Source organism: Frankia sp. Allo2 (genome assembly GCF_000733325.1).
GTDB lineage: Bacteria > Actinomycetota > Actinomycetes > Frankiales > Frankiaceae > Frankia > Frankia casuarinae.
Genome location: NZ_JPHT01000011.1, coordinates 37,666 through 56,530 on the forward strand (window position 1 = coordinate 37,666; position 18,865 = coordinate 56,530).

The following is an 18,865-nucleotide window of genomic DNA, read 5'->3' on the forward strand; positions in this document are numbered from 1 at the left end:
CTCCGGGCACCGCGGAACGGTGCCTCGATCATCCCTCAGCGGCCCCCCACCAATGGTCGCCGGCTCTCCTCGATCGCGATGAGCGGCGTGAGCCCACCGGAAAATCCGCAGGCCAGACCATTGATCATATGATCACGGCAACCGAGGTGACGGTACGACCGGACAGNCCGACAAGGCAATCAAACCAGCCACAACAGCCACCGAACCCCACGAGAGCCACCGAATAGCATAAGAGCCACAGAACCTCGCGAAAGCTACCTAACCCCACGGATTGGTCGGGGGTGACGGAACGTGGGCACACCGCGAAACGTCCGGGATGGCACCATCGGACGAACGCTCGATGGCGGACGACCACGGCTACAGGGGTGGAAACGGATGAGGGACCTGGTGCCTGGCGCGAACGGGCCGTTGCCTGCCGGCCCCGTCTCGGTCCGGCTCGCCGGTCCCTTCGACGTCTGTGCGCTCGTCACCGGCGCGAACGGCAAGGTCGCCGCGGACAGCGACTTCGTGTTCTACAACCAGCCCAGGGCGCCAGGCGTGGCACTCTCGGGCGGCGCGGTGACCGTCGATCCGGGCCGGCTGCGCCTGGGCGCCGAACGTGTCGTGATCGCCGCCAGCCCCGAGGACGGTACGACGCCCTTCGGACGGCTGCCAGCTCTCGCCGTCACCATCCATAATGATCATGATGACCTCATCGCCCGCTTCGCACCACCGCCGTTGTCCCGCGAGACCGTGGTCACGCTGGTGGAGATCTACCGGCGCGGCCCCGCGTGGAAGATCCGGGCGGTGGGGCAGGGCTACGCGGACGGCCTCGCCGGTCTCGCCCGGGACTTCGGAGTCGACATCGACGACGGCGACCAGGGCGACCAGGGCCACCAGGGCCACCAGGGCCACCAGGGCCAGGGTCAACGCCGTGACCCTCCCGGGTACCCCGATTCCACGGGTCGGGGTACCCGGGAGGGTGATCTGACCCTCGTGCTCGCGCGGGTCGTCACGCTCACCAATGCCGAGCGCGCCCGGGAGGGTCTCGCGCCGCTGACCGTCGACGACCGCTTGGCCGCCGCCGCGGAGGCGCACAGCGTGGACATGGCGACCCGTGGCTTCTTCGCGCACACCAGCCCGGAGGGACGCACGGTGTCCGACCGGGTGAGCGCTCTGGGCTACCGCTACGCCCAGGTCGCCGAGAACATCGCCGCCGGCCAGAGCAGCGCGGACGAGGTGGTGACGGGATGGATGAACAGCCCCGGCCACCGGGCGAACATCCTCATCCCGCGGCTGCGCCAGATCGGCGTCGGGCAGGCCACCGGCGGCGAGTATGGTCGCTACTGGACGCAGGTCTTCGGCACCCTGCTCTGACCGCTGGCACTCTGACCGCAGGCACTCAGACCGCAGGCACTCAGACCGCAGGCGTACCGGAGGTAGGTCGCACCTTCGGCTACAAAGGTATCGGCATTCCCGCGCGGGCGTTGACCGACCGGGCCGAACGGATCACGATTTTCCTGCGCCGACCCCAAGGAACCGCCAGAACCGGTGACACCGCCGCCGCGAGCGGAGAATCTGCGCAATCCGGCTGTGCACGTTCCACCCGAACCGCCGGGAAGGACGACGTCACAAGTCTTCGCCCACCCCTGGAGAAGTGCGCGTCGAATCTCCGGACAACGACGTTCGACCATGCCCGCGAACCATTGATCTAGCTTCCTTCCTGGTTGATGAGTCAGCTTTCATCGACAAGCTCGACACGCGTTCCACAACCCAGGACAGGACTGGAGAATGCGCACAGAGAACAAACGGGACGGGACAGCGTCCCAGCCCAGGAGATATTCGAACGGCCGTCACGCGCGGACTCGAGCACGTCGCCACCGGATCGGCGGGCTGCTACTCACCCTCACCGTGGCCCTGATGACCGGGGCATTGACCGGGCCTGCCCGCGCGCAGGCCCCGACGATCATCGAGGACAGCGCCATCGGCACCGGGCTCAACCAGGTCTCCTACACGGGGACGTGGACCCGGTGCACCGGGTGCATAGCCGGGCCCCTCGACGACGGCTTCCGGTACTCGTCGACCTACGGCAGCGTCGCCTCGTTCCAGTTCATCGGCACGCGGGTGACCATCTTCGGGGTCAAGGGGCCGTGGAGCGGCCAGGCCGCGATCAGCATCGACGGCAGCACCCCGCAGCTCGTCGACACCTTCGCTACGGTCGCGGTCGCGAGCTCGATCTTCACCTCGAACACGCTCACCGCGGGCACCCACACAGTGCAGATCACCAACCTGCACCAGCGCAATGCCGCGTCCCGGGGCTACGACGTCGCCTTCGACCGCGCCGAGGCGATCAACGAGGTGGCGCCNCCCCCGCCGACTCCGCCGGTGCCCACGGCGCTCACCATCGAGGACACGACGATCGGCACCGGCACCAACCAGGTCTCTTACTCGACCGGGTGGACGAAGTGCACCGGCTGCATTACCTCCCCGAACAACAGCTTCTACTACTCGGCGACCGCCGGCGCGGTCGCCACGATCCGTTTCAGCGGAACGCAGGTCAACATCTACGGCGCCAAGGGCCCGATCGGGGGATTCAGCACGATCCGCCTGGACGGCGGCCAGCCGGTCAACGTCGACACCTACGCGCCGACCTCGAGCATCACCCTGTTCTACAGCTCGGACAAGCTCGCCGCCGGCACGCACACCCTGACCCTGACGAATACCGGGCAGCGCAACACCTCCTCGCAGGGCAACAACGTCGGTTTCGACCGGGCGGAGGTCACCACCGGAGCGAACCCGCCGCCGGCCCCGCCGTCCTACGCCGGGCCCCGCTCGGGCAAAGGGTGGCTGACCGGAACCTATCCCGATCCGGTGATGAACCAGCAGAACCTGGAGGCGTTCTGCACCTGGCGCGGGGCGCCCTGTGACTTCACCCTGCTTTACACCACCCGGAACAGCTGGGCGAACGTCAGCCAGCCGGTGGATCTGCTGCGCACCTTCGCCAACTGGCCCGGCCGGTTGATCATCTCCATCCCCCCCTTCCCGGAGCACATCGGTGCCAGCAACGCGACCTGCGCCACCGGGGCCTACGACGAGTACTGGAAGACCTTCGGCCGCGTACTGAACGCCTACGGCCGGCAGAACTCCTACCTGCGAATCGCCTGGGAGGGCAACGGCGACTGGTACGAATGGTCCGCCACCAACCCCAAGGACTACGTCAACTGCTGGCGCCACGTCGCGGACGCCATCAACTCGACCGCGGAGCCGGACCCCACCCTGTGCTGGTGCCTCAACGCTCACTACTCGCAGAACCCGCCGAGCCACAACCCGATGGACATGTATCCGGGCGACGCCTGGGTGGACGGGGTCGGCCTCGACGCGTACGACCACTGGCCGCCGTCCCGGACAAAGGCCGAGTTCGACGCCCAGGCCAACGCCCCCGGTGGGCTGAACTACTGGTTCAACTTCGCCCGCGCGCACAACAAGCTCTTCGGCGTCGGCGAATGGGGGGTGGTGAGTACCAGCGGCAACAACGGTGGCGGTGACAACGCCAATTACATCCAGTGGATGTACGACTGGTTCGTGGCCCATGCCGGCAAGGGGCTGGCCTACGAGTATTACTTCAACAACTGCGACCCGAACAACGTCGGTTCGAACCTGTACCGACCGCTCAGCGCCACGTGTCTCTACCTGAACCGGCAGGCGGGCGCCCGCTATAAACAGCTCTACTCCGGGCAGTAGGCTCCGGAGGNGACGCCGGGTGCCGCCCGCCGGCAATGATTCAGTGGGCGGCACCCCTCCACCCGAGGGGGTCCTCAGCCGGGCCGCCGGTCGCGGCTGGGACGTAGCTCGACCGATTCATAGGCGGCCGGGATGTACCACGATTCGCGGCCGTCGTCCCACCGGACGATGAACGGCGCTCGGCCGCTCTCGCCGCGAATCTTGAGTATCACACCGTGGCGCTCGGTACGACCTGTTGCCGAATTACGCACGACGAGGCGGTCCCCGACCCTGGCGTACATGATGTTCCCAGTGTACATCAGGATTCCCTCCCGCGGTCCGTTCGCGGTCCGTTCCGGCATCAGCGCGTCGCCACTCCGTCGAACAGGTCGGTTTCCACGCCGGAACCCGAGCCCGGGCCCACCGCCCCCCGGGCCAGCACGAAGTTCTCGGTGGCCTTCGCCGACCGGCCGTTCCCGTCGACCAGAGCGAAGAAGAATCCGTCCACGGTCATCTGGCTGCGGTGGGCCCGCATTGCCGCGATCTTCGCGGCGAAGAAGCCCGGCGCCTCGATCGTCGTGGTGACCTTGGTATCGGGAACCGACAGCAGCATGTCCGAGGGCATCGTGATCCCCTCGGGGACCGTCTTCGCCAGGTCGGACCGCCAGATGCGGTCCACCGCGGACTCGACCGCGGAGTGGGACAGCGCCGTCTCGTACAACTTCGAGACCTGCCAGGTCGGACCCGCGTCGGGAGCGAAGTCCGGATCGGCCGCGTCGGCGAAGGCCCGGACGGTGACGTCGTGCGCCCTGATGTGATCGGGATGACCGTAGTCCCCGATCGCGTCGTAGGTCACGATCACCTGCGGCCGGACCTCCCGCACGATCCGCACGAGCGCCTCGGACGCGTCGTCCATGTTCGCCCGCCAGAAGCAGCGCGGGTCGTCGTTCGCGGGGCTGTCCAACATGCCGCTGTCCCGCCAACGACCGGCGCCCCCGAGGAAGCGGTAGTCGGTGACGCCGAGCTCGGTACACGCCTGTTCCAGCTCCCCGATCCGGTATCCGCCGAGCTGGTCCGCGCGGTCCGCCCGCAGGTTGGCCAGCTCGGGGACCAGCACCTCGCCCATCTCGCCCAGCGTGCACGTGACAAGGACCACCTGGGTGTCGGGATCGGCGGCGTAGCAGGCCATCGTCGCCCCGGTCGCGATCGTCTCGTCGTCGGGATGAGCATGGACGAACACGATCCGACGGGCCGGCAGCGCACCGGAACCTTGAGTAACCGGCATAGCTTGACGGTAGGGGCGACCCACGGACGGCGCATCTCGACCATCGAACCGGTAACTTGCGGATACAGAGCCCGCAACCGCATCGATAACCCATAAGAGACAAACAGCTCACAGATCAACGAATCGACGAAGGCGGGCGGAAAGAACAAAGATCTTCATCCAAGCATGATCCGGGGAACGGGAAGGGCATGAGTGATGCACCCACCAGACAGGACGTCCGATGGACTCGGGAGGCCATTCGCCGAGTCGAGGCCGACACCAACAGGTCGGCGGACACCCACCTGTTCCCCCTGCACCTGTGGCCGGCGGAACGGGGCGTGGACATCTATCTGAAGGACGAGTCGACGCATCCCACCGGCTCGTTGAAGCACCGCCTGGCCCGGTCGCTGTTCCTCTACGGACTGTGCAACGGCTGGATCCGGGAGGGGACGACGATCGTCGAGGCGTCCTCCGGGTCGACGGCGGTCTCGGAGGCCTACTTCGCCCGCATGCTCGGACTCCCCTTCATCGCCGTCATGCCCGCCTCGACCAGTACGCAGAAGATCGCCCTGATCGAACGTGAGCGGGGTCGCTGCCACCTGGTGGCGGACGCCACCACGGTGTACGCGGAGGCCAGGCGGCTGGCCGAGGCCACGAACGGTCACTNCATGGACCAGTTCACCTACGCGGAACGAGCGACGGACTGGCGCGGCAACAACAACATCGCCGAATCGATCTTCAATCAGATGGCGCTGGAGCGCCATCCCATCCCCACCTGGATCGTCGTCGGTGCCGGCACCGGGGGCACCAGCGCCACGATCGGGCGTTATCTGCGGTACCGGCAGCACAACTGCGCGCTGTGCGTCGTCGATCCCGAGGGCTCGGTGTTCCACCGCGCCTGGTCCACCGGCGACCCGCACGTCACCGGCGGGCACTCCCGCATCGAGGGCATCGGCCGCCCACAGGTGGAGCCGAGTTTCCTCCCCGACATCGTCGACCGGATGATCACTGTGCCCGACGCGGCGTCCGTCGCGGCCATGTTGTTCCTGGAGACGCTGACGGGCCGCCGGACGGGTGCCTCCACCGGGACGAACCTCTGGGGCGCGGTACGGCTCGCCTGCGAGCTGGTGTCCTCCGGTCACCGCGGCAGCGTGGTCACCCTGATCTGCGACGGCGGCGAACGGTACGCCGACACGTATTACTCCGGTTCCTGGCTCGACGCGGCCGGCCTCGACCCGCGGCCGTTCACCGAGATCCTGTGCCAGGCCGTGACCTCCGCGGCCTGGCCGGGCTGAAGCGGCCTGGCCGGCGCGGTGGCGACTCACCGAAAGCGATGCTACGGTTCCTCTGGCCACTAAATGCAACCGGCAAATTACCTACTGCGGTGATTTTATGCGGAACCTGTCGCAGGATCCGGCCGGGCAACGACCGGCCGACTCCGAGCCCGCCCGGCACGGCGAGACGGTCCTGATCGCCGAGGACGATGCCGCGTTGCTCGAGGTCGCCCGGCGGATCCTGAGCCGCAACGGCTACGAGGTGCTGGCGGCTTCCACCGCCCTCGACGCGTGCTCGATCGCGATCGAGCACCGGGGCGACATCCACCTGCTGCTCACGGACGTGATCATGCCGCGCATGCAGGGCAGGGAGCTCGCGAACCGCATCCGGGCCCAGCAACCCGGCATCCGGGTGCTCTACATGTCGGGATACGCCGATCCCGTCCTCACCGCGCAGGGGAAGCTGGACCCGGGGGTATCGCTGTTGACCAAACCCTTCTCCGAACGCACCCTGCTGGACAAGGTCCGGCAGGTCCTCGATGCTCCCCGCTGACCAGCCGCATACCCGGGGGACGCGGGGACGTTCAGGCAGAGACCGGCCGTCCGCGCAGAACGATGAGGTCCGGGGCGCCGAGCACCGCGACGTCGGCCCGCGGGTCGCTCGGATACACCACCAGATCGGCCCAGGCGCCCTCGGACAGGCCCGGATAACCGAGCCAGGAGCGGGCCCCCCAGGTCGCCGCGTCGAGCGCGGCCGCCGCCGGCAGCCCGGCCAGGCGAAGCTCGGCCACCTCGGCGGCGACCAGCCCGTGCGGGAGGCTTCCCCCGGCGTCGGTACCGACGAAGATCGGGATGCCGGCGTCGTAGGCCGCCCGCACCGTGTCATGGCGCCGGGCGTACAGGGCACGCATGTGCCGGGCGTAGGCGGGGAACTTCGCCTCGGCGCCCGCGGCGATGTCCTCGAAGGTCGCGATGTTCACCAGGGTTGGCACGATGGCGACCCCCCGCTCGGCGAACAGCGGGATCGTGCGCTCGGTGAGACCGGTGGCGTGCTCGATGCAGTCGATCCCTGCCTCGACCAGATCCGCGAGGGAGTCCTCGGCGAAGCAGTGGGCGGTGACCCGGGCTCCGGCGGCGTGCGCCGCGTCGATCGCGGCCTTCGCCACGTCCGCGGGCCAGCACGGCGCCAGGTCACCCAGCCCGCGGTCGATCCAGTCGCCGACGAGCTTCACCCACCCGTCGCCCCGGCCGGCCTGCGCGAGGACCTCGGCGACGAGGTCGGCCGGCTCGACCTCCGCCGCGTAGTTGCGGAGGTATCGCCGGGGCCGGGCGATGTGCCGGCCGGCCCGCACCAGCCGGGGCAGGTCGTCACGGGCGTCGATCCACCGGGTGTCGGCCGGGGAACCGGCGTCGCGCAGCAGCAGCGCGCCCGCCGCCCGGTCGGTGATGATCTGCTGCTCGGCGGTGGGCCTGTCGACGGCGCCGTGCGCGGCGAGGCCGACATGGCAGTGAGCGTCGACGAGGCCGGGCAACACCCACCCGGAGACCGTCCGTACGTCCCGGGCCGCCGGGCCGGTGGGGGCGGAGAAGGTGATCCGGCCATCGACGACCCAGACCTCGTCACGGACCTCCGTCGGACTGACCAGCACGCCGCCACGGATCCGCAGCGCCGGCACGTTCATATTCACGTCATATCCCTATCACCGTCGTCCGGTCACCGGCGCGCCGGCACCAGGCCCGTGGCGAGGACGCGCCGCCCGATCGGGCCCCGGAAGCACTCAGACGTCGAGCTGCGACTCGACGGCGCGCAGCCGATGACGGGCCAGCGCGAGGTTCGCGCGCGGCTTGTCGAGCACCAGATAGAGGAACAGGCCACGGCCGGAATGGCTCTGCAACAACCGGATCAGATGGTACTGGCGACCCAGCGTAATCAGGATGTCCTCGATGGTGTCCTGAAGCCCGAGACTCTCCATCGTCCGAATCTTCGCCCGGATAACCTCGGTGTTTCCGGCCGCGGCGATCTCAAGGTCGATCACATGCGTGTTACCGGCCGTTCCGAGGGTCATTCCACTGGTGAAGTCGACGAGGGCAACCCCAAGCGCCCCGCTTATCTCGAGCGATTCCTTCAGGGCAATGTCGACGCTGTTCATATCGCCTCCCGTGTGTTCGAGGTCGACGGCAGCTCCGACGCTGCCCCCGTTGTGCACTGGCGCCAGTTCACGCGAACCGCGCGTTGACAGTCGTCCCCGCAGCCAGTCATCCCCGCAGCCAGTCCCCGTAGACCGGAAACCGCCCGATCTACGACCGCTCGCACAACTTTAAGCCCACCCGACCGGATCGCGTGCGGGTGGGCGGAAAAAATGGGCTCGGTGGACAGGCGGACCACACGCCGAACCAGAAAAAGCGATGGCGATTCACGCGAAAAGAACCTGATCGTCACGCCATGAAAAGTCTGCCTCATCGAATACGTTGCACGAGAGCCCGAAGATGACAGATCACGTGCCGGCGGAGGTCGGTCCGGCGAGGAGCCGGGTGCCGTCGGGAAGGTTGCCCGAGGCCGCGGCGTCGCGGAGGTACTCCCACAGGACCCGTTGCAGCTCGACGGCGGCACGGGTCGGCTCGACGTCGCGGCGACGCGCCAGCCCGATGGTGCGTTGCAGCCCCGGGAGCACGAACGGGGTGACCCGCATGCCGAGCCGGTGGGCGACCGTGCTCGGAATCACCGCGCTGCCCAGACCCGCCGCGACGAAACCGAGCACGGCGTCCATCTCCCCGCCCTCGATCGCGAAAATCGGCTCGAATCCGGCCTCCCGGCAGGCCGTCACGGTGGCCTCCCGCAGGTCGTAGCCGCGGCGGAACATCACCATCGGGTGGTTACGCAGATCGGCCACGGTCAGCGGGCGTCCGGCGACGATCGGTGGCTCGTCCAACGACGAGACGAGGANCAGGCTCTCGCGGATCAGCGGCGAGGTCGCCAGGGCCGGGTCGCTGCTCTGCAGCGGAAGGATGATCAACGCCAGGTCCAGGCTGCCCGCGGCCAGATCGCGGACGAGGTCGCGTGATCCCCCTTCCTCGACCAGCAGGCGGATGCCCGGGTACCGCTGGTGGAACAGTCGCAGCACGTCGGGCAGGAAGCCGGTGCACAGGCTCGGGGTGGCACCGAGGCGCACCGTGCCGTGGCGTAGGTCGAGCAGCTCGGTGACCCGCTGGCGGGCGGTCTCGGTATCGGTGAGGATGCGCCGGGCGAGCGGCAGGAGCGTCTCCCCCGCCGGGGTCAGGCTGATGTTCCCCCGCGCGCGGTTAAACAAAGGTGTGCCCAGCTCCTGTTCCAAGGCGCGGATCTGCTGGGACAGGGACGGCTGGGCGACATGCACCCGCTGGGCGGCCCGGGTGAAGTGCCGGGTCTCCGCGACGGCGACGAAATAGGCGAGCTGGTGGAGCTGCACGCCGCCAGCGTAGACGTCGATAGGACGGCACTATCGAGTCCAGGTTTATCATGTCTTGGACCACTGGAGGGAGTGCGCTCTAGGGTGCGCTCGTGGCTGTGACAACCCCGGCGCGGTCGGCGTCCCCTGCGCCCACCCCGCGGCCCCCGCGATCTTCGTCCGTCCTGCGCAACCTGTGGCGGTCAACCATCGGCAAAAAGACCGTGATGGCCGTCACCGGGCTGCTGATGCTCCTGTTCCTGATCGCTCACATGCTCGGGAACCTGAAGATTTTCTTTGGCCGCGACGACTTCGACCACTACGCCGGCTGGCTCCGGACGATCGGCGAGCCGGTCCTGCACGATACGTGGTACCTATGGATCCAACGCGTCGTGCTGGTGCTGGCCGTGGGCCTGCACACGGTGTCCGCGTACCAGCTCAGCCGGCGTGACCTGCGGGCCCGGCCGACAAAGTACGTCCACCGCCAACGAGCCCGGGCCAGTTATGCCACGCATGTGATGCGCTACGGTGGAATCACCCTCGCGTTGTTCATCGTGTACCACATCCTCGATTTCACGACGCTGACCCTCAACCGACACGGGGTCGAAGGTGCCGCCTACGACAACGTCGTGTCGAGTTTCAGCGTGTGGTGGGTCACGCTCATCTACATCGCCGCCATGATCTCCCTCGGGCTCCACATCCAGCACGGCTTCTGGAGTGCGGCCCAGACCCTCGGTGTCAACAACCCGAAACGGGACCGAGTTTTCAAGGCCACCGCCAATGTCCTCGCGGTTCTCCTCACGGTGGGATTCGTGATCGTCCCGGTGTCGGTTCTCGCCGGCCTGGTGGATTGACGGCACGGCACTGGACCGATGGGTCACTGCACCGATGGGTCACTGCACTGGTGGATTGAACAGCCGACGGCTCCGCGGCCGACCTTGCGTGGCGCGGTGCCGGAAGCATGGGAAGGGCTGACATGTCGTTTTACAACCTCGGTGCCGACATCGCCGACACCGCGGCGCCGGACGTGCCGATCGAGCAACGCTGGGACAAGCGACGCTTCACCGCCAAGCTGGTCAACCCGGCCAACCGGCGCCGCCACACCGTGATCGTCGTCGGCACGGGGCTCGCCGGTGGCGCCGCCGGCGCCACCCTCGCCGAGCAGGGCTACCGGGTCATCCAGTTCTGCTACCAGGACTCGCCGCGCCGGGCGCACTCCATCGCCGCGCAGGGCGGCATCAACGCGGCGAAGAACTACCGCAACGACGGCGACTCGGTCCACCGGCTGTTCTACGACACGGTGAAGGGTGGCGACTTCCGCTCCCGGGAGTCCAACGTCTACCGTCTCGCGCAGACGTCCACCCAGATCATCGACCAGTGCGTGGCGCAGGGTGTGCCCTTCGCCCGGGAGTACGGCGGCCTGCTCGACACCCGCTCGTTCGGCGGCGTGCAGGTCTCGCGGACCTTCTACGCCCGGGGCCAGACGGGTCAGCAGCTGCTGATCGGCGCCTACCAGGCGCTGTCCCGGCAGATCGATGCCGGCGGCGTGGAGATACACCCGCGCACCGAGATGCTCGACCTGATCGTCATCGACGGGCACGCCCGCGGCATCGTCGCCCGCGACCTGGTCACTGGCCAGGTCTCCACCTACCTCGCCGACGCCGTCGTGCTCGCCACCGGCGGGNACGGCAACGTGTTCTACCTGTCGACGAACGCCAAGAACTCCAATGCCAGCGCGATCTGGCGGGCGCACCGGCGCGGGGCGTACTTCGCCAACCCGTGCTACACCCAGATCCACCCGACCTGCATCCCCCGCTCCGGCGACTACCAGGGCAAGCTCACGCTGATGAGCGAGTCGCTGCGCAACGACGGCCGCATCTGGGTGCCGAAGAAGGCGGGCGACACCCGCTCGCCCGACACCATCCCGGAGAACGAGCGCGACTACTACCTCGAGCGGATCTACCCGGGATTCGGCAACCTGGTCCCCCGTGACATCGCGTCGCGGGCGGCGAAGTACCAGTGCGACGCCGGTCGCGGCGTGGGTCCGGGCGGGCTCGGCGTCTACCTCGACTTCGCCGACGCCATCAAGCGGATGGGCGAGGACAAGGTCCGCGAGAAGTACGGCAACCTGTTCGAGATGTACGAGCGGATCACCGCCGAGGACCCCTACAAGGTGCCGATGCGGATCTACCCGGCCGTCCACTACACCATGGGTGGGCTGTGGGTGGGCTACGATCTACAGAGCAGTATTCCGGGGCTCTTCGTGATCGGGGAGGCGAACTTCTCCGACCACGGCGCCAACCGTCTCGGCGCGAGCGCGCTGATGCAGGGTCTCGCCGACGGCTACTTCGTGCTGCCGCCCATGCTGGGTGACTACATCGCCTCGACGAAGCTGGGCGCGGTCGACGCGAGCCATCCCGCGGTCGCGGAGACGGCGGCCGAGGCGACGGGCCGGCTGACCCGCCTGCTCGCCGTGAACGGTGACCGCACCGTCGACTCGTTCCACCGTGAGCTCGGCGAGATCATGTGGGACGAGTGCGGGATGGCGCGCAGCGAGGACGGCCTGCGCAAGGCGCTGGGGCGCCTTCCGGAGCTGCGCGAGGAGTTCTGGCGCCAGGTCAAGGTGCCGGGCGACGCGGGTAGTGTCAACCAGAGCCTGGAGCGGGCGAACCGGGTGTCGGACTTCCTCGAACTCGGCGAGCTGATGTGTGTCGACGCCCTGCACCGCGAGGAGTCCTGCGGAGGGCACTTCCGGGTCGAGAGCCAGACCCCGGACGGCGAGGCCCTTCGCGACGACGACCGGTTCGCCTACGTCGGAGCCTGGGAGTTCGCCGGCACGGAAACCCCGCCGGTGCTGCACCGCGAGGTTCTGGAGTTCGAGCACGTCCACCTCGCCCAGCGTAACTACGCGTGAGGCGGTACCGGTCAATGGATCACGACTGTACGAGGAGCCGACCGTGAAGCTCACCCTTCGGATCTGGCGCCAGGCCGGACCGGACGAACCGGGCCGCATGGTCACCTACGAGGTGCCCGACGCGAACCCGGACATGTCCTTCCTCGAACTGCTCGACGTGCTCAACGAGCGGCTGACCCTGCGGGGCGAGGAGCCGGTCAGCTTCGACCACGACTGCCGCGAGGGCATCTGCGGCGCCTGCGGAGTGGTCATCAACGGCCAGGCCCACGGCCCCCGGGAACGGACCACCACCTGCCAGCTGCATGTGCGGGAGTTCTCCGACGGGGACGTCATCGACGTCGAGCCGTGGCGCTCGGTCGCGTTCGGCGTCGTCCGCGACCTGATGGTGGACCGCTCCGGCCTCGACCGGATCATCCAGGCCGGCGGCTACATCAGCGCCCCGACGGGCAGCGCCCCCGAGGCGCACTCCACCCCGGTGCCCAAGGCCGTCGCGGACACCGCGTTCGACAACGCCACCTGCATCGGCTGCGGCGCCTGTGTCGCGGCCTGCCCCAACGGCTCGGCCATGCTGTTCACCTCGGCGAAGGTCGTGCACCTCAACAGCCTGCCCCAGGGCGCCCCGGAGCGGGCGAGCCGCACGCTCAACCTGGTCGAGGCCATGGACGCCGAGGGCTTCGGCGGGTGCACCAACACCGGGGNGNGCACCGTCGCCTGCCCGAAGGGCATCCCACTGGACAGCATCGCCACGCTCAACCGCGAGGTCCTGCGGGCCTCGATCGGCCTCCGGTAGATCCGGTAGGCATCCCCCGACCTGAAGATCGGCGCTTTCCGTCCATAGGTGTCCACCCGACGTCCGTAGGTTTGACTGGACGAATGGCTGTACGCGCAGCACGGGTGGAAGATCACTGAAAATCTTGCGGGTCCGGGTTCTGGTGTGGTGGTCGACGCCAGTGTTGGGATCATGCAGGGTGAGTGGGTGGGCGAGCCGGTCGGGCCGGATGCGTGGGAGACCTGCCGGGAGTTGATCCCGGCAGGCAGTGTGTTCGCGTTCCTGGCGGAGCACCGGGAGGTGCTGTTCCCGGCGGGGATGTTCACCGACATGTACCCGTCGTCGAACGGGCGGCCGAGTATGCCACCGCAGGTGCTGGCGGCCACGGTGGTGCCGCGGAGCCTGCACGGGTTGTCGGAGTCGAGACGGTGCGGGCGTTGCGCTGTGATCTGCGGTGGAAGGCCGCGGGCGGGCTGGGGCTGCTCGACGCCGCCGCCACGGTCACCTGCCCGGCCGGACACACCACCCCTCTGGGGCGTCCCCAGGCCCACGGTCACCGCCAGGACCAGTTCAGGACCCTGTGCCGCACCTGCCCGCGTGACCGTTGCGCCACCTCCCAAACCGGGCGAACCCTCACCATCCACCCCAAACACGCCCTGCTGGCCGCCGCCCGCCACGAGGCCACCGACCCGGCCTGGCCGGACGAGTACCGCCGCTGGCGCCCCCGGTCGAACGCGGGATCGCCTGGCTGACAGCCCACGGCAACCGCCGGGTGCCCTACCGCGGCGTGGCCCGCAACGACAGCTGGCTCCACCACCGCGCGGCCGCTCCCAACCTCCGCCGGCTGGTCAACCTCGGGCTCACCCGCACCAGCGACAACAGCTGGATCCCGACCACAGCAGCCGCGGAACAAGATTTCCCGTGATCTTCTAGACGAAATCATGCGGGCCGTGTGCGTCGACGTCGAGACCGAACTGGTCGAGTTCAACGGCGAGCGCGACCACGTCCATCTTCTGGTCAACTTCCCGCCGAATCATTTGACAGGGCACTGACATGACACTCGACTGGTTCTCGACCGATACTCCTGTACGTCTCGGGTTGGGGGTGCATGATGGCCTGTCCGCTTGTGTGACTGACAAGCAGAACATCGACTTCGTCTGGGTGAGCAGTTTCTGTGTGTCCGCCGTGCTGGGCCTTCCCGATCTCGGACTAGTGGATTCCTCCGAGATGGCCAGTGTGGTACGGACCGTGGTGAGGGCGACGCGTTATCCGGTGGTTGTGGACATGGATTCCGGGTACGGGGGGCCCGCGCAAGGTAGACCTGGCGGCGCGGACAATCTCCCAGGCCGGCGCGAGCGCGGTGTGCATCGAGGACAACACGCTGGACAAGTGGTCGATCCTGTACCCCGGTGAGCGGGACCTGGCCAGCGTGGAAGAACAGGAGAAACGCCTCCGCGCCACGCGCCGCGGGCTGGAGCCCAGCTGTTTCTTGATCGCCCGAACCGAAGCGTTGGTGGCCGGGCACGGCGTGGCCGAGGCCTTGAACCGCGCGAACCGCTATGTGGATGCCGGCGCGGACGCGGTGTTTGTGCAAGCCACGCGACCCGACGGGGCGCCGAGGGGCGGTGTCCTGACCGGCGAGCACAAGGGGCACAACATGATTCACAATGCGCTGCGCCGTCGGTGAACGAGGGAACGGGCTGCTCAAGGGCACCTTCAGCGTCCTGCGCAACGTCACGATCGACCCCTGGAAGATTGGATCCGTCGTGAAGGCCTGCCTCGTGCTGCTCCACATGGAACACCAGCGCACCACCTAGAGATCAACCCGCTCCCATGGCATTGTCGCTACGGAACGCGACGAAAGGTTGGGTGATGTCCCCGAGCTCGGCGAGGAACACCGCGGCCTGGGTCCGGCCGATTCCGTGCCCGGTGAGCAGGGCCTGGTGGCCCCGGTCGCGGGCGAGGCTGCCGGTGAGGGGACTCGACGACGGACTATAAGTCGGAAGGCCGGTGAGGTGGTGCTGTAGACAGCGGATCCGGCGTCGCGGGAGGATAATGGCGGCGGTGGGAAATCACCCGATTGAGGCGGACGTGACGGAATCGACGGACACGACCCGACTGGCCGGGAACGCCGCGGGGCTGAGCGCGCCGCACGGGTCACGCCCGCGGCCGGGGCACGCCGTTCCCGACCAGGTCGCGGTGATCGGCGGCGGGATGGTCGGGCTGTGCGTGGCGTGGTTCCTCCAGGACCGCGGCAGGCGGGTGACGGTCTTCGACCGCGACCACCTCACCGCCGGACCCACCTGGGCCGGGGCCGGATCCTCCTGGGGCAATGCCGGCTGGCTCACCCCGGGGCTCGCGACGCCCCTGCCGGAGCCCGCGGTCCTGCGCTACGGGCTGCGGGTGCTCCTGCGCCCGGACTCACCGGTGTACGTGCCGCCGGTCGCCGATCTGGGGCTCGCCCGTTTCATCGCCGGATTCGTCCGGCACAGCACGACCGCGCGGTGGCGAACCGCCATGCGCGCGCTGGTGCCGTTGACCCGCGCTGCTCTCGGTGCCTTTGACGAGCTCGCGGCGGGCGGCGTGACTGCGCCGACCCGCGCCGCCGCCCCGTTCCTGGCCGGCTATCGCGACCGGTCCGGCCTCGACGCCCTCCTGACGGAGCTCGCCGAGATCCGGGCGACCGGCCAGCCCGTCGATGCCGAGGTGCTGGACCCGGTGGCCGCCCGCGACCTCGAACCTCTGCTGTCCGAGCAGGTCCGGTACGTCGTATCCGTGCAGGGGCAGCGGTTCTGCGATCCCGGCCGCTTCGTCGCAGCCCTCGCCGACAGCGTCCGGGAACGCGGCGGCCTCGTGCACGAGGCGATGGCCATCGACGAGGTGCGCGAGGCAGGTGGCCGGGTGGAGTTGCTCGGACCAGGGGGGCCCGCTGGGCCTTACGACGCGGCAGTGATCGCCACCGGCGCCTGGCTTCCCCGGCTGGCCCGTCCGTTCGGGGTCCGCCTTCCCGTCCAGGCCGGTCGCGGATACAGCTTCCTGGTCGCGACCGAACAGCCGCCGAGCGGTCCGATCTACTTCCCCGCCTCCCGGGTGGCCTGCACGCCCCTGAGGGACGGCCTGCGGGTCGCCGGCATGATGGAGTTCCGCCATCCGGACGCGGCGGCCGACCCGCGGCGCATCCGGGCGGTGGTCGAGGCGACCCGCGGCCTGCTGCGCGGGGTGGACCTGGACACCCGCGCCGCCGAATGGGTGGGACCACGCCCGTGCACCCCGGACGGTCTGCCGCTGATCGGCCCGACCATCTCGCCGCGGGTCTTCATCGCCGGCGGGCACGGCATGTGGGGCATCACCCTCGGCCCGGTCACCGGCCGCCTCCTCGCCGACGCCATCGCCACCGGTGCGCCCGCGGCCGAGCTGTCCCCGTTCGATCCGCTGCGTTGAGGACGAAGCGGATCAGGCCCCGATGCGGGCGACTCGATGCGGGCGAAGGTCAAGAACTCTCTGTAGTCAGAGTAGTCAGTTCTGGGTTTGGGACGACCCTTGGGATGACCAGGGAGGGACGACCGGTAGCCCCTGCACCTCCAGGCGCTCCGCGACGGGCAACGGCTGTGGACGCACGGTGAGTGCCGGGCCGCCTACCGGCTCCCNGACCTTGATTTCCAGGGTCCGGGTCTGGCCGCGATCGACGGTGAGATAGGTGGAGAGCACGGGATGCCCGGACTCGGAACCGCCGGCGAGGCCGATGGGCACACCGTCGAGCCGGGCAGCGACGAGCCAGCTGCCTCGGCCCGTGTACACCGAGAGCCAGAGATTGTTCTGCGCCCGGAGATTCCCAGCGGCATCCTTGAGATCCTGCCGGTGGCGCACATAGGCCGGCAGCCCGCCGGGGGCGGCGTTGGTGAGCCGGATCGTGATCGTCGCCAGGCCGGCGCCGTTCGGCTGCCGCTGCATGCGGTAGGTGGTCTGCCGCCGTAGCCAGTAGTCCAGCTTGCTCGCCGTCGCGTTCTGGGTGACGACCCCGAGAAACGGCCCAGGCGCGTCCGGCAGCGCACCACCCAGCGCCGTGGACGAAAGAATCCGCTGCTCCTCGGCGTGGTTGCTGGATATTTCCAGCCGACCCTCGCGAGCGGCCCGTCCCAGCGCGGTCACCAGCTTCGTCGTGTCGCCGGCTCCCGACTCCACGGCCGCATAGACGGCCTGACCGACCTGGGCGAAGAAGCGGTCGCGGGCGGCCGCGTCCATGATCTCGCCATAGACGCGCGACTCGACGAGATCGACCAGGTGCCCCGCGGCCACCGACGTGCCGTCGGGGAGCACCGCGGGCCGGCTCGCGGCGAGAAGATACGACAACGTCGTGGGGTCGAGGCTGATCGTGCCGTCGACGTCGAGGCCCGTGCCGGCCCGGTAGAACGCGCTGTAGAGCCTGCCGGCCATCGGATAGTCGGGGGTCAGGTTGATATTCGCCCAGATACGGTCGGGCCAGAAGGCGCCGTAACGGGCCGCGAACGGGACCGGCAGCCCCGTCGCCGGTCGCTGCTGGGTGGGGCCTCCCGGCAGAGCACCGTTGCCCGAGATGCCGTCGATGGACAGCCGCCCGTGCTCCGCGGTCAGCAGGCCGAACCCACCGATGATCCCCCCGTTGGCGCGGGACTCGGCCGGGTTCTGGACGATCAGCAGGTAGCGACGGACACCGCCCCCGCCGAGCATCTCGGGACCGACCCGGGCGGCCAGAACAACGGTGTCCAGCGCACCGGCCAGGCGCCGGCTCCGATCGATCATCTCGGCGCGGGCGTCGGCGATGCCGCTGACCCGCCCGGCCCATCCGCAGTCCGGTACGTTCTCCGCCGCCGCCCGCAACGCGGAGAGGGCGTTGAAGGATCGCTCGGCCGGGCGGCGGACCGCGGCGAGCGCCCGGACATTGATCGTCATACGCTGGCGCAGCACCCGCGGATCGAGGGAGGGACCCAGGTCGGCCACGGCCGGCAGGCTGGTGCCGGCGGCCGCGTCCACCTCTCGGATCAGCGTCGCCGCCGAGCGCATCGGGCAGCCAGCGACGGGCAGCCGCCCGAACGCCGACCACACCGGATCCGAGGTCAGGGCCCGCGCAGCGGTGGCCCGCCGCCGGATCTGCTCGATCTGCGATCGCAGCTCGGCCTCGCGGGGAAAGTCTCCGCTCAGAACCTGCCGCTGCAGGACGGCGATCCGCTGCCTGGCCTCGTCGAGACGGGACTTGGCCAGCACTCCGCGCACGACCACCCAGGCGGTCATCGCCACCAGCACAACGAGGGCCGTCGCGACCCCGGCGGCCAGCCGGCGGTACCGGGCTCGGCGACCACGGTGACGCCGGCGACCACGGCCGACGCGGTGCTGCCCCGCCCTGGCCTCAGCACCTCCACCCATGTCCCGCCCACCCACGTCCCGCCCACCCACGTCCCGCCCACCCACGGGCGCCCGCGTGAGCAGGTCCGGAACCCGGTCCAGGTCCGGAACCGGATCCAGGACCACCGGATCCAGGCCCGG

General features: G+C 69.1%; 15 protein-coding genes and 4 pseudogenes. 13 read left to right on the forward strand and 6 right to left on the reverse strand.

The genetic code is table 11. The features are described from left to right. Positions 1 to 375 precede the first annotated feature (375 nt). Both ALLO2_RS10150 and ALLO2_RS10155 read left to right on the forward strand, forming a co-directional pair. A complete protein-coding gene (locus ALLO2_RS10150) occupies positions 376 to 1,356 on the forward strand; it encodes a CAP domain-containing protein (protein ID WP_023840345.1) in 981 nt (326 codons plus the stop codon). Positions 1,357 to 1,899: 543 nt separating this feature from the next. After that, positions 1,900 to 3,720, forward strand: a complete 1,821-nt coding sequence (locus tag ALLO2_RS10155) for a glycosyl hydrolase (RefSeq protein ID WP_232235011.1) — start codon at positions 1,900 to 1,902, stop codon at positions 3,718 to 3,720. A gap of 74 nt (positions 3,721 to 3,794) precedes the next feature. On the opposite strand, the gene ALLO2_RS10160 is transcribed toward ALLO2_RS10155, so the two are convergent. Continuing rightward, positions 3,795 to 4,019 (reverse strand): DUF1918 domain-containing protein, encoded by a 225-nt coding sequence (locus ALLO2_RS10160; protein ID WP_232235012.1) that lies wholly within the window; start codon positions 4,017 to 4,019, stop codon positions 3,795 to 3,797. Between the two features lie 41 nt (positions 4,020 to 4,060). Then, a complete protein-coding gene (gene mshB / locus ALLO2_RS10165; RefSeq protein WP_023840348.1) occupies positions 4,061 to 4,984 on the reverse strand; it encodes an N-acetyl-1-D-myo-inositol-2-amino-2-deoxy-alpha-D-glucopyranoside deacetylase in 924 nt (307 codons plus the stop codon). A 188-nt stretch (positions 4,985 to 5,172) separates the two neighbouring features. Between mshB and ALLO2_RS10170 the strand changes: the two genes are divergently transcribed. Then, on the forward strand, positions 5,173 to 6,258 hold the full coding sequence (locus ALLO2_RS10170) for a PLP-dependent cysteine synthase family protein (protein ID WP_035731476.1): 1,086 nt from the start codon (positions 5,173 to 5,175) through the stop codon (positions 6,256 to 6,258). A gap of 97 nt (positions 6,259 to 6,355) precedes the next feature. Beyond that, positions 6,356 to 6,790: a response regulator gene (locus ALLO2_RS10175; RefSeq protein WP_011437840.1), complete on the forward strand. Its 435-nt coding sequence runs from the start codon at positions 6,356 to 6,358 to the stop codon at positions 6,788 to 6,790. A 31-nt stretch (positions 6,791 to 6,821) separates the two neighbouring features. Here ALLO2_RS10175 and ALLO2_RS10180 read toward each other — a convergent pair whose 3' ends face one another. The 3 genes from ALLO2_RS10180 to ALLO2_RS10190 form a co-directional block, all read right to left on the reverse strand. Beyond that, positions 6,822 to 7,919 (reverse strand): amidohydrolase family protein, encoded by a 1,098-nt coding sequence (locus tag ALLO2_RS10180; RefSeq protein ID WP_011437841.1) that lies wholly within the window; start codon positions 7,917 to 7,919, stop codon positions 6,822 to 6,824. Between the two features lie 96 nt (positions 7,920 to 8,015). Further along, positions 8,016 to 8,387, reverse strand: a complete 372-nt coding sequence (locus tag ALLO2_RS10185) for a hypothetical protein (RefSeq protein WP_011437842.1) — start codon at positions 8,385 to 8,387, stop codon at positions 8,016 to 8,018. A gap of 345 nt (positions 8,388 to 8,732) precedes the next feature. Beyond that, entirely contained in the window at positions 8,733 to 9,683 is a 951-nt protein-coding gene (locus ALLO2_RS10190; RefSeq protein ID WP_035731478.1) for a LysR family transcriptional regulator, read from the reverse strand. A 92-nt stretch (positions 9,684 to 9,775) separates the two neighbouring features. Between ALLO2_RS10190 and ALLO2_RS10195 the strand changes: the two genes are divergently transcribed. The 9 genes and pseudogenes from ALLO2_RS10195 (at position 9,776) to ALLO2_RS10220 (ending at position 16,786) form a co-directional block, all read left to right on the forward strand. Further along, positions 9,776 to 10,516 carry a succinate dehydrogenase cytochrome b subunit gene (locus ALLO2_RS10195; protein ID WP_011437844.1) on the forward strand — a complete coding sequence of 247 codons (741 nt, stop codon included), beginning with the start codon at positions 9,776 to 9,778 and terminating at the stop codon, positions 10,514 to 10,516. Between the two features lie 122 nt (positions 10,517 to 10,638). Beyond that, positions 10,639 to 12,576 carry a fumarate reductase/succinate dehydrogenase flavoprotein subunit gene (locus tag ALLO2_RS10200; protein WP_035731484.1) on the forward strand — a complete coding sequence of 646 codons (1,938 nt, stop codon included), beginning with the start codon at positions 10,639 to 10,641 and terminating at the stop codon, positions 12,574 to 12,576. Between the two features lie 43 nt (positions 12,577 to 12,619). Next, entirely contained in the window at positions 12,620 to 13,366 is a 747-nt protein-coding gene (locus ALLO2_RS10205; protein ID WP_035731487.1) for a succinate dehydrogenase/fumarate reductase iron-sulfur subunit, read from the forward strand. A gap of 171 nt (positions 13,367 to 13,537) precedes the next feature. After that, positions 13,538 to 14,270 (forward strand): annotated as a pseudogene (locus ALLO2_RS26340) (transposase). A gap of 7 nt (positions 14,271 to 14,277) precedes the next feature. Then, positions 14,278 to 14,376: pseudogene (locus ALLO2_RS24300) on the forward strand (transposase); the annotation flags it as partial. 22 nt (positions 14,377 to 14,398) lie between these two features. Further along, a complete protein-coding gene (locus tag ALLO2_RS28190) occupies positions 14,399 to 14,758 on the forward strand; it encodes an isocitrate lyase/phosphoenolpyruvate mutase family protein (RefSeq protein WP_084588392.1) in 360 nt (119 codons plus the stop codon). Continuing rightward, positions 14,664 to 14,930 (forward strand): annotated as a pseudogene (locus tag ALLO2_RS27800) (isocitrate lyase/phosphoenolpyruvate mutase family protein); the annotation flags it as partial. The gene ALLO2_RS28190 and the pseudogene ALLO2_RS27800, both read left to right, overlap by 95 nt. A gap of 30 nt (positions 14,931 to 14,960) precedes the next feature. Further along, positions 14,961 to 15,162, forward strand: a pseudogene (locus ALLO2_RS24310) (transposase family protein); the annotation flags it as partial. A 247-nt stretch (positions 15,163 to 15,409) separates the two neighbouring features. After that, positions 15,410 to 16,786 (forward strand): FAD-binding oxidoreductase, encoded by a 1,377-nt coding sequence (locus tag ALLO2_RS10220; protein ID WP_011437848.1) that lies wholly within the window; start codon positions 15,410 to 15,412, stop codon positions 16,784 to 16,786. A 75-nt stretch (positions 16,787 to 16,861) separates the two neighbouring features. On the opposite strand, the gene ALLO2_RS10225 is transcribed toward ALLO2_RS10220, so the two are convergent. Further along, a complete protein-coding gene (locus ALLO2_RS10225; protein ID WP_369808142.1) occupies positions 16,862 to 18,745 on the reverse strand; it encodes a DUF4012 domain-containing protein in 1,884 nt (627 codons plus the stop codon). Positions 18,746 to 18,865: the final 120 nt, after the last annotated feature.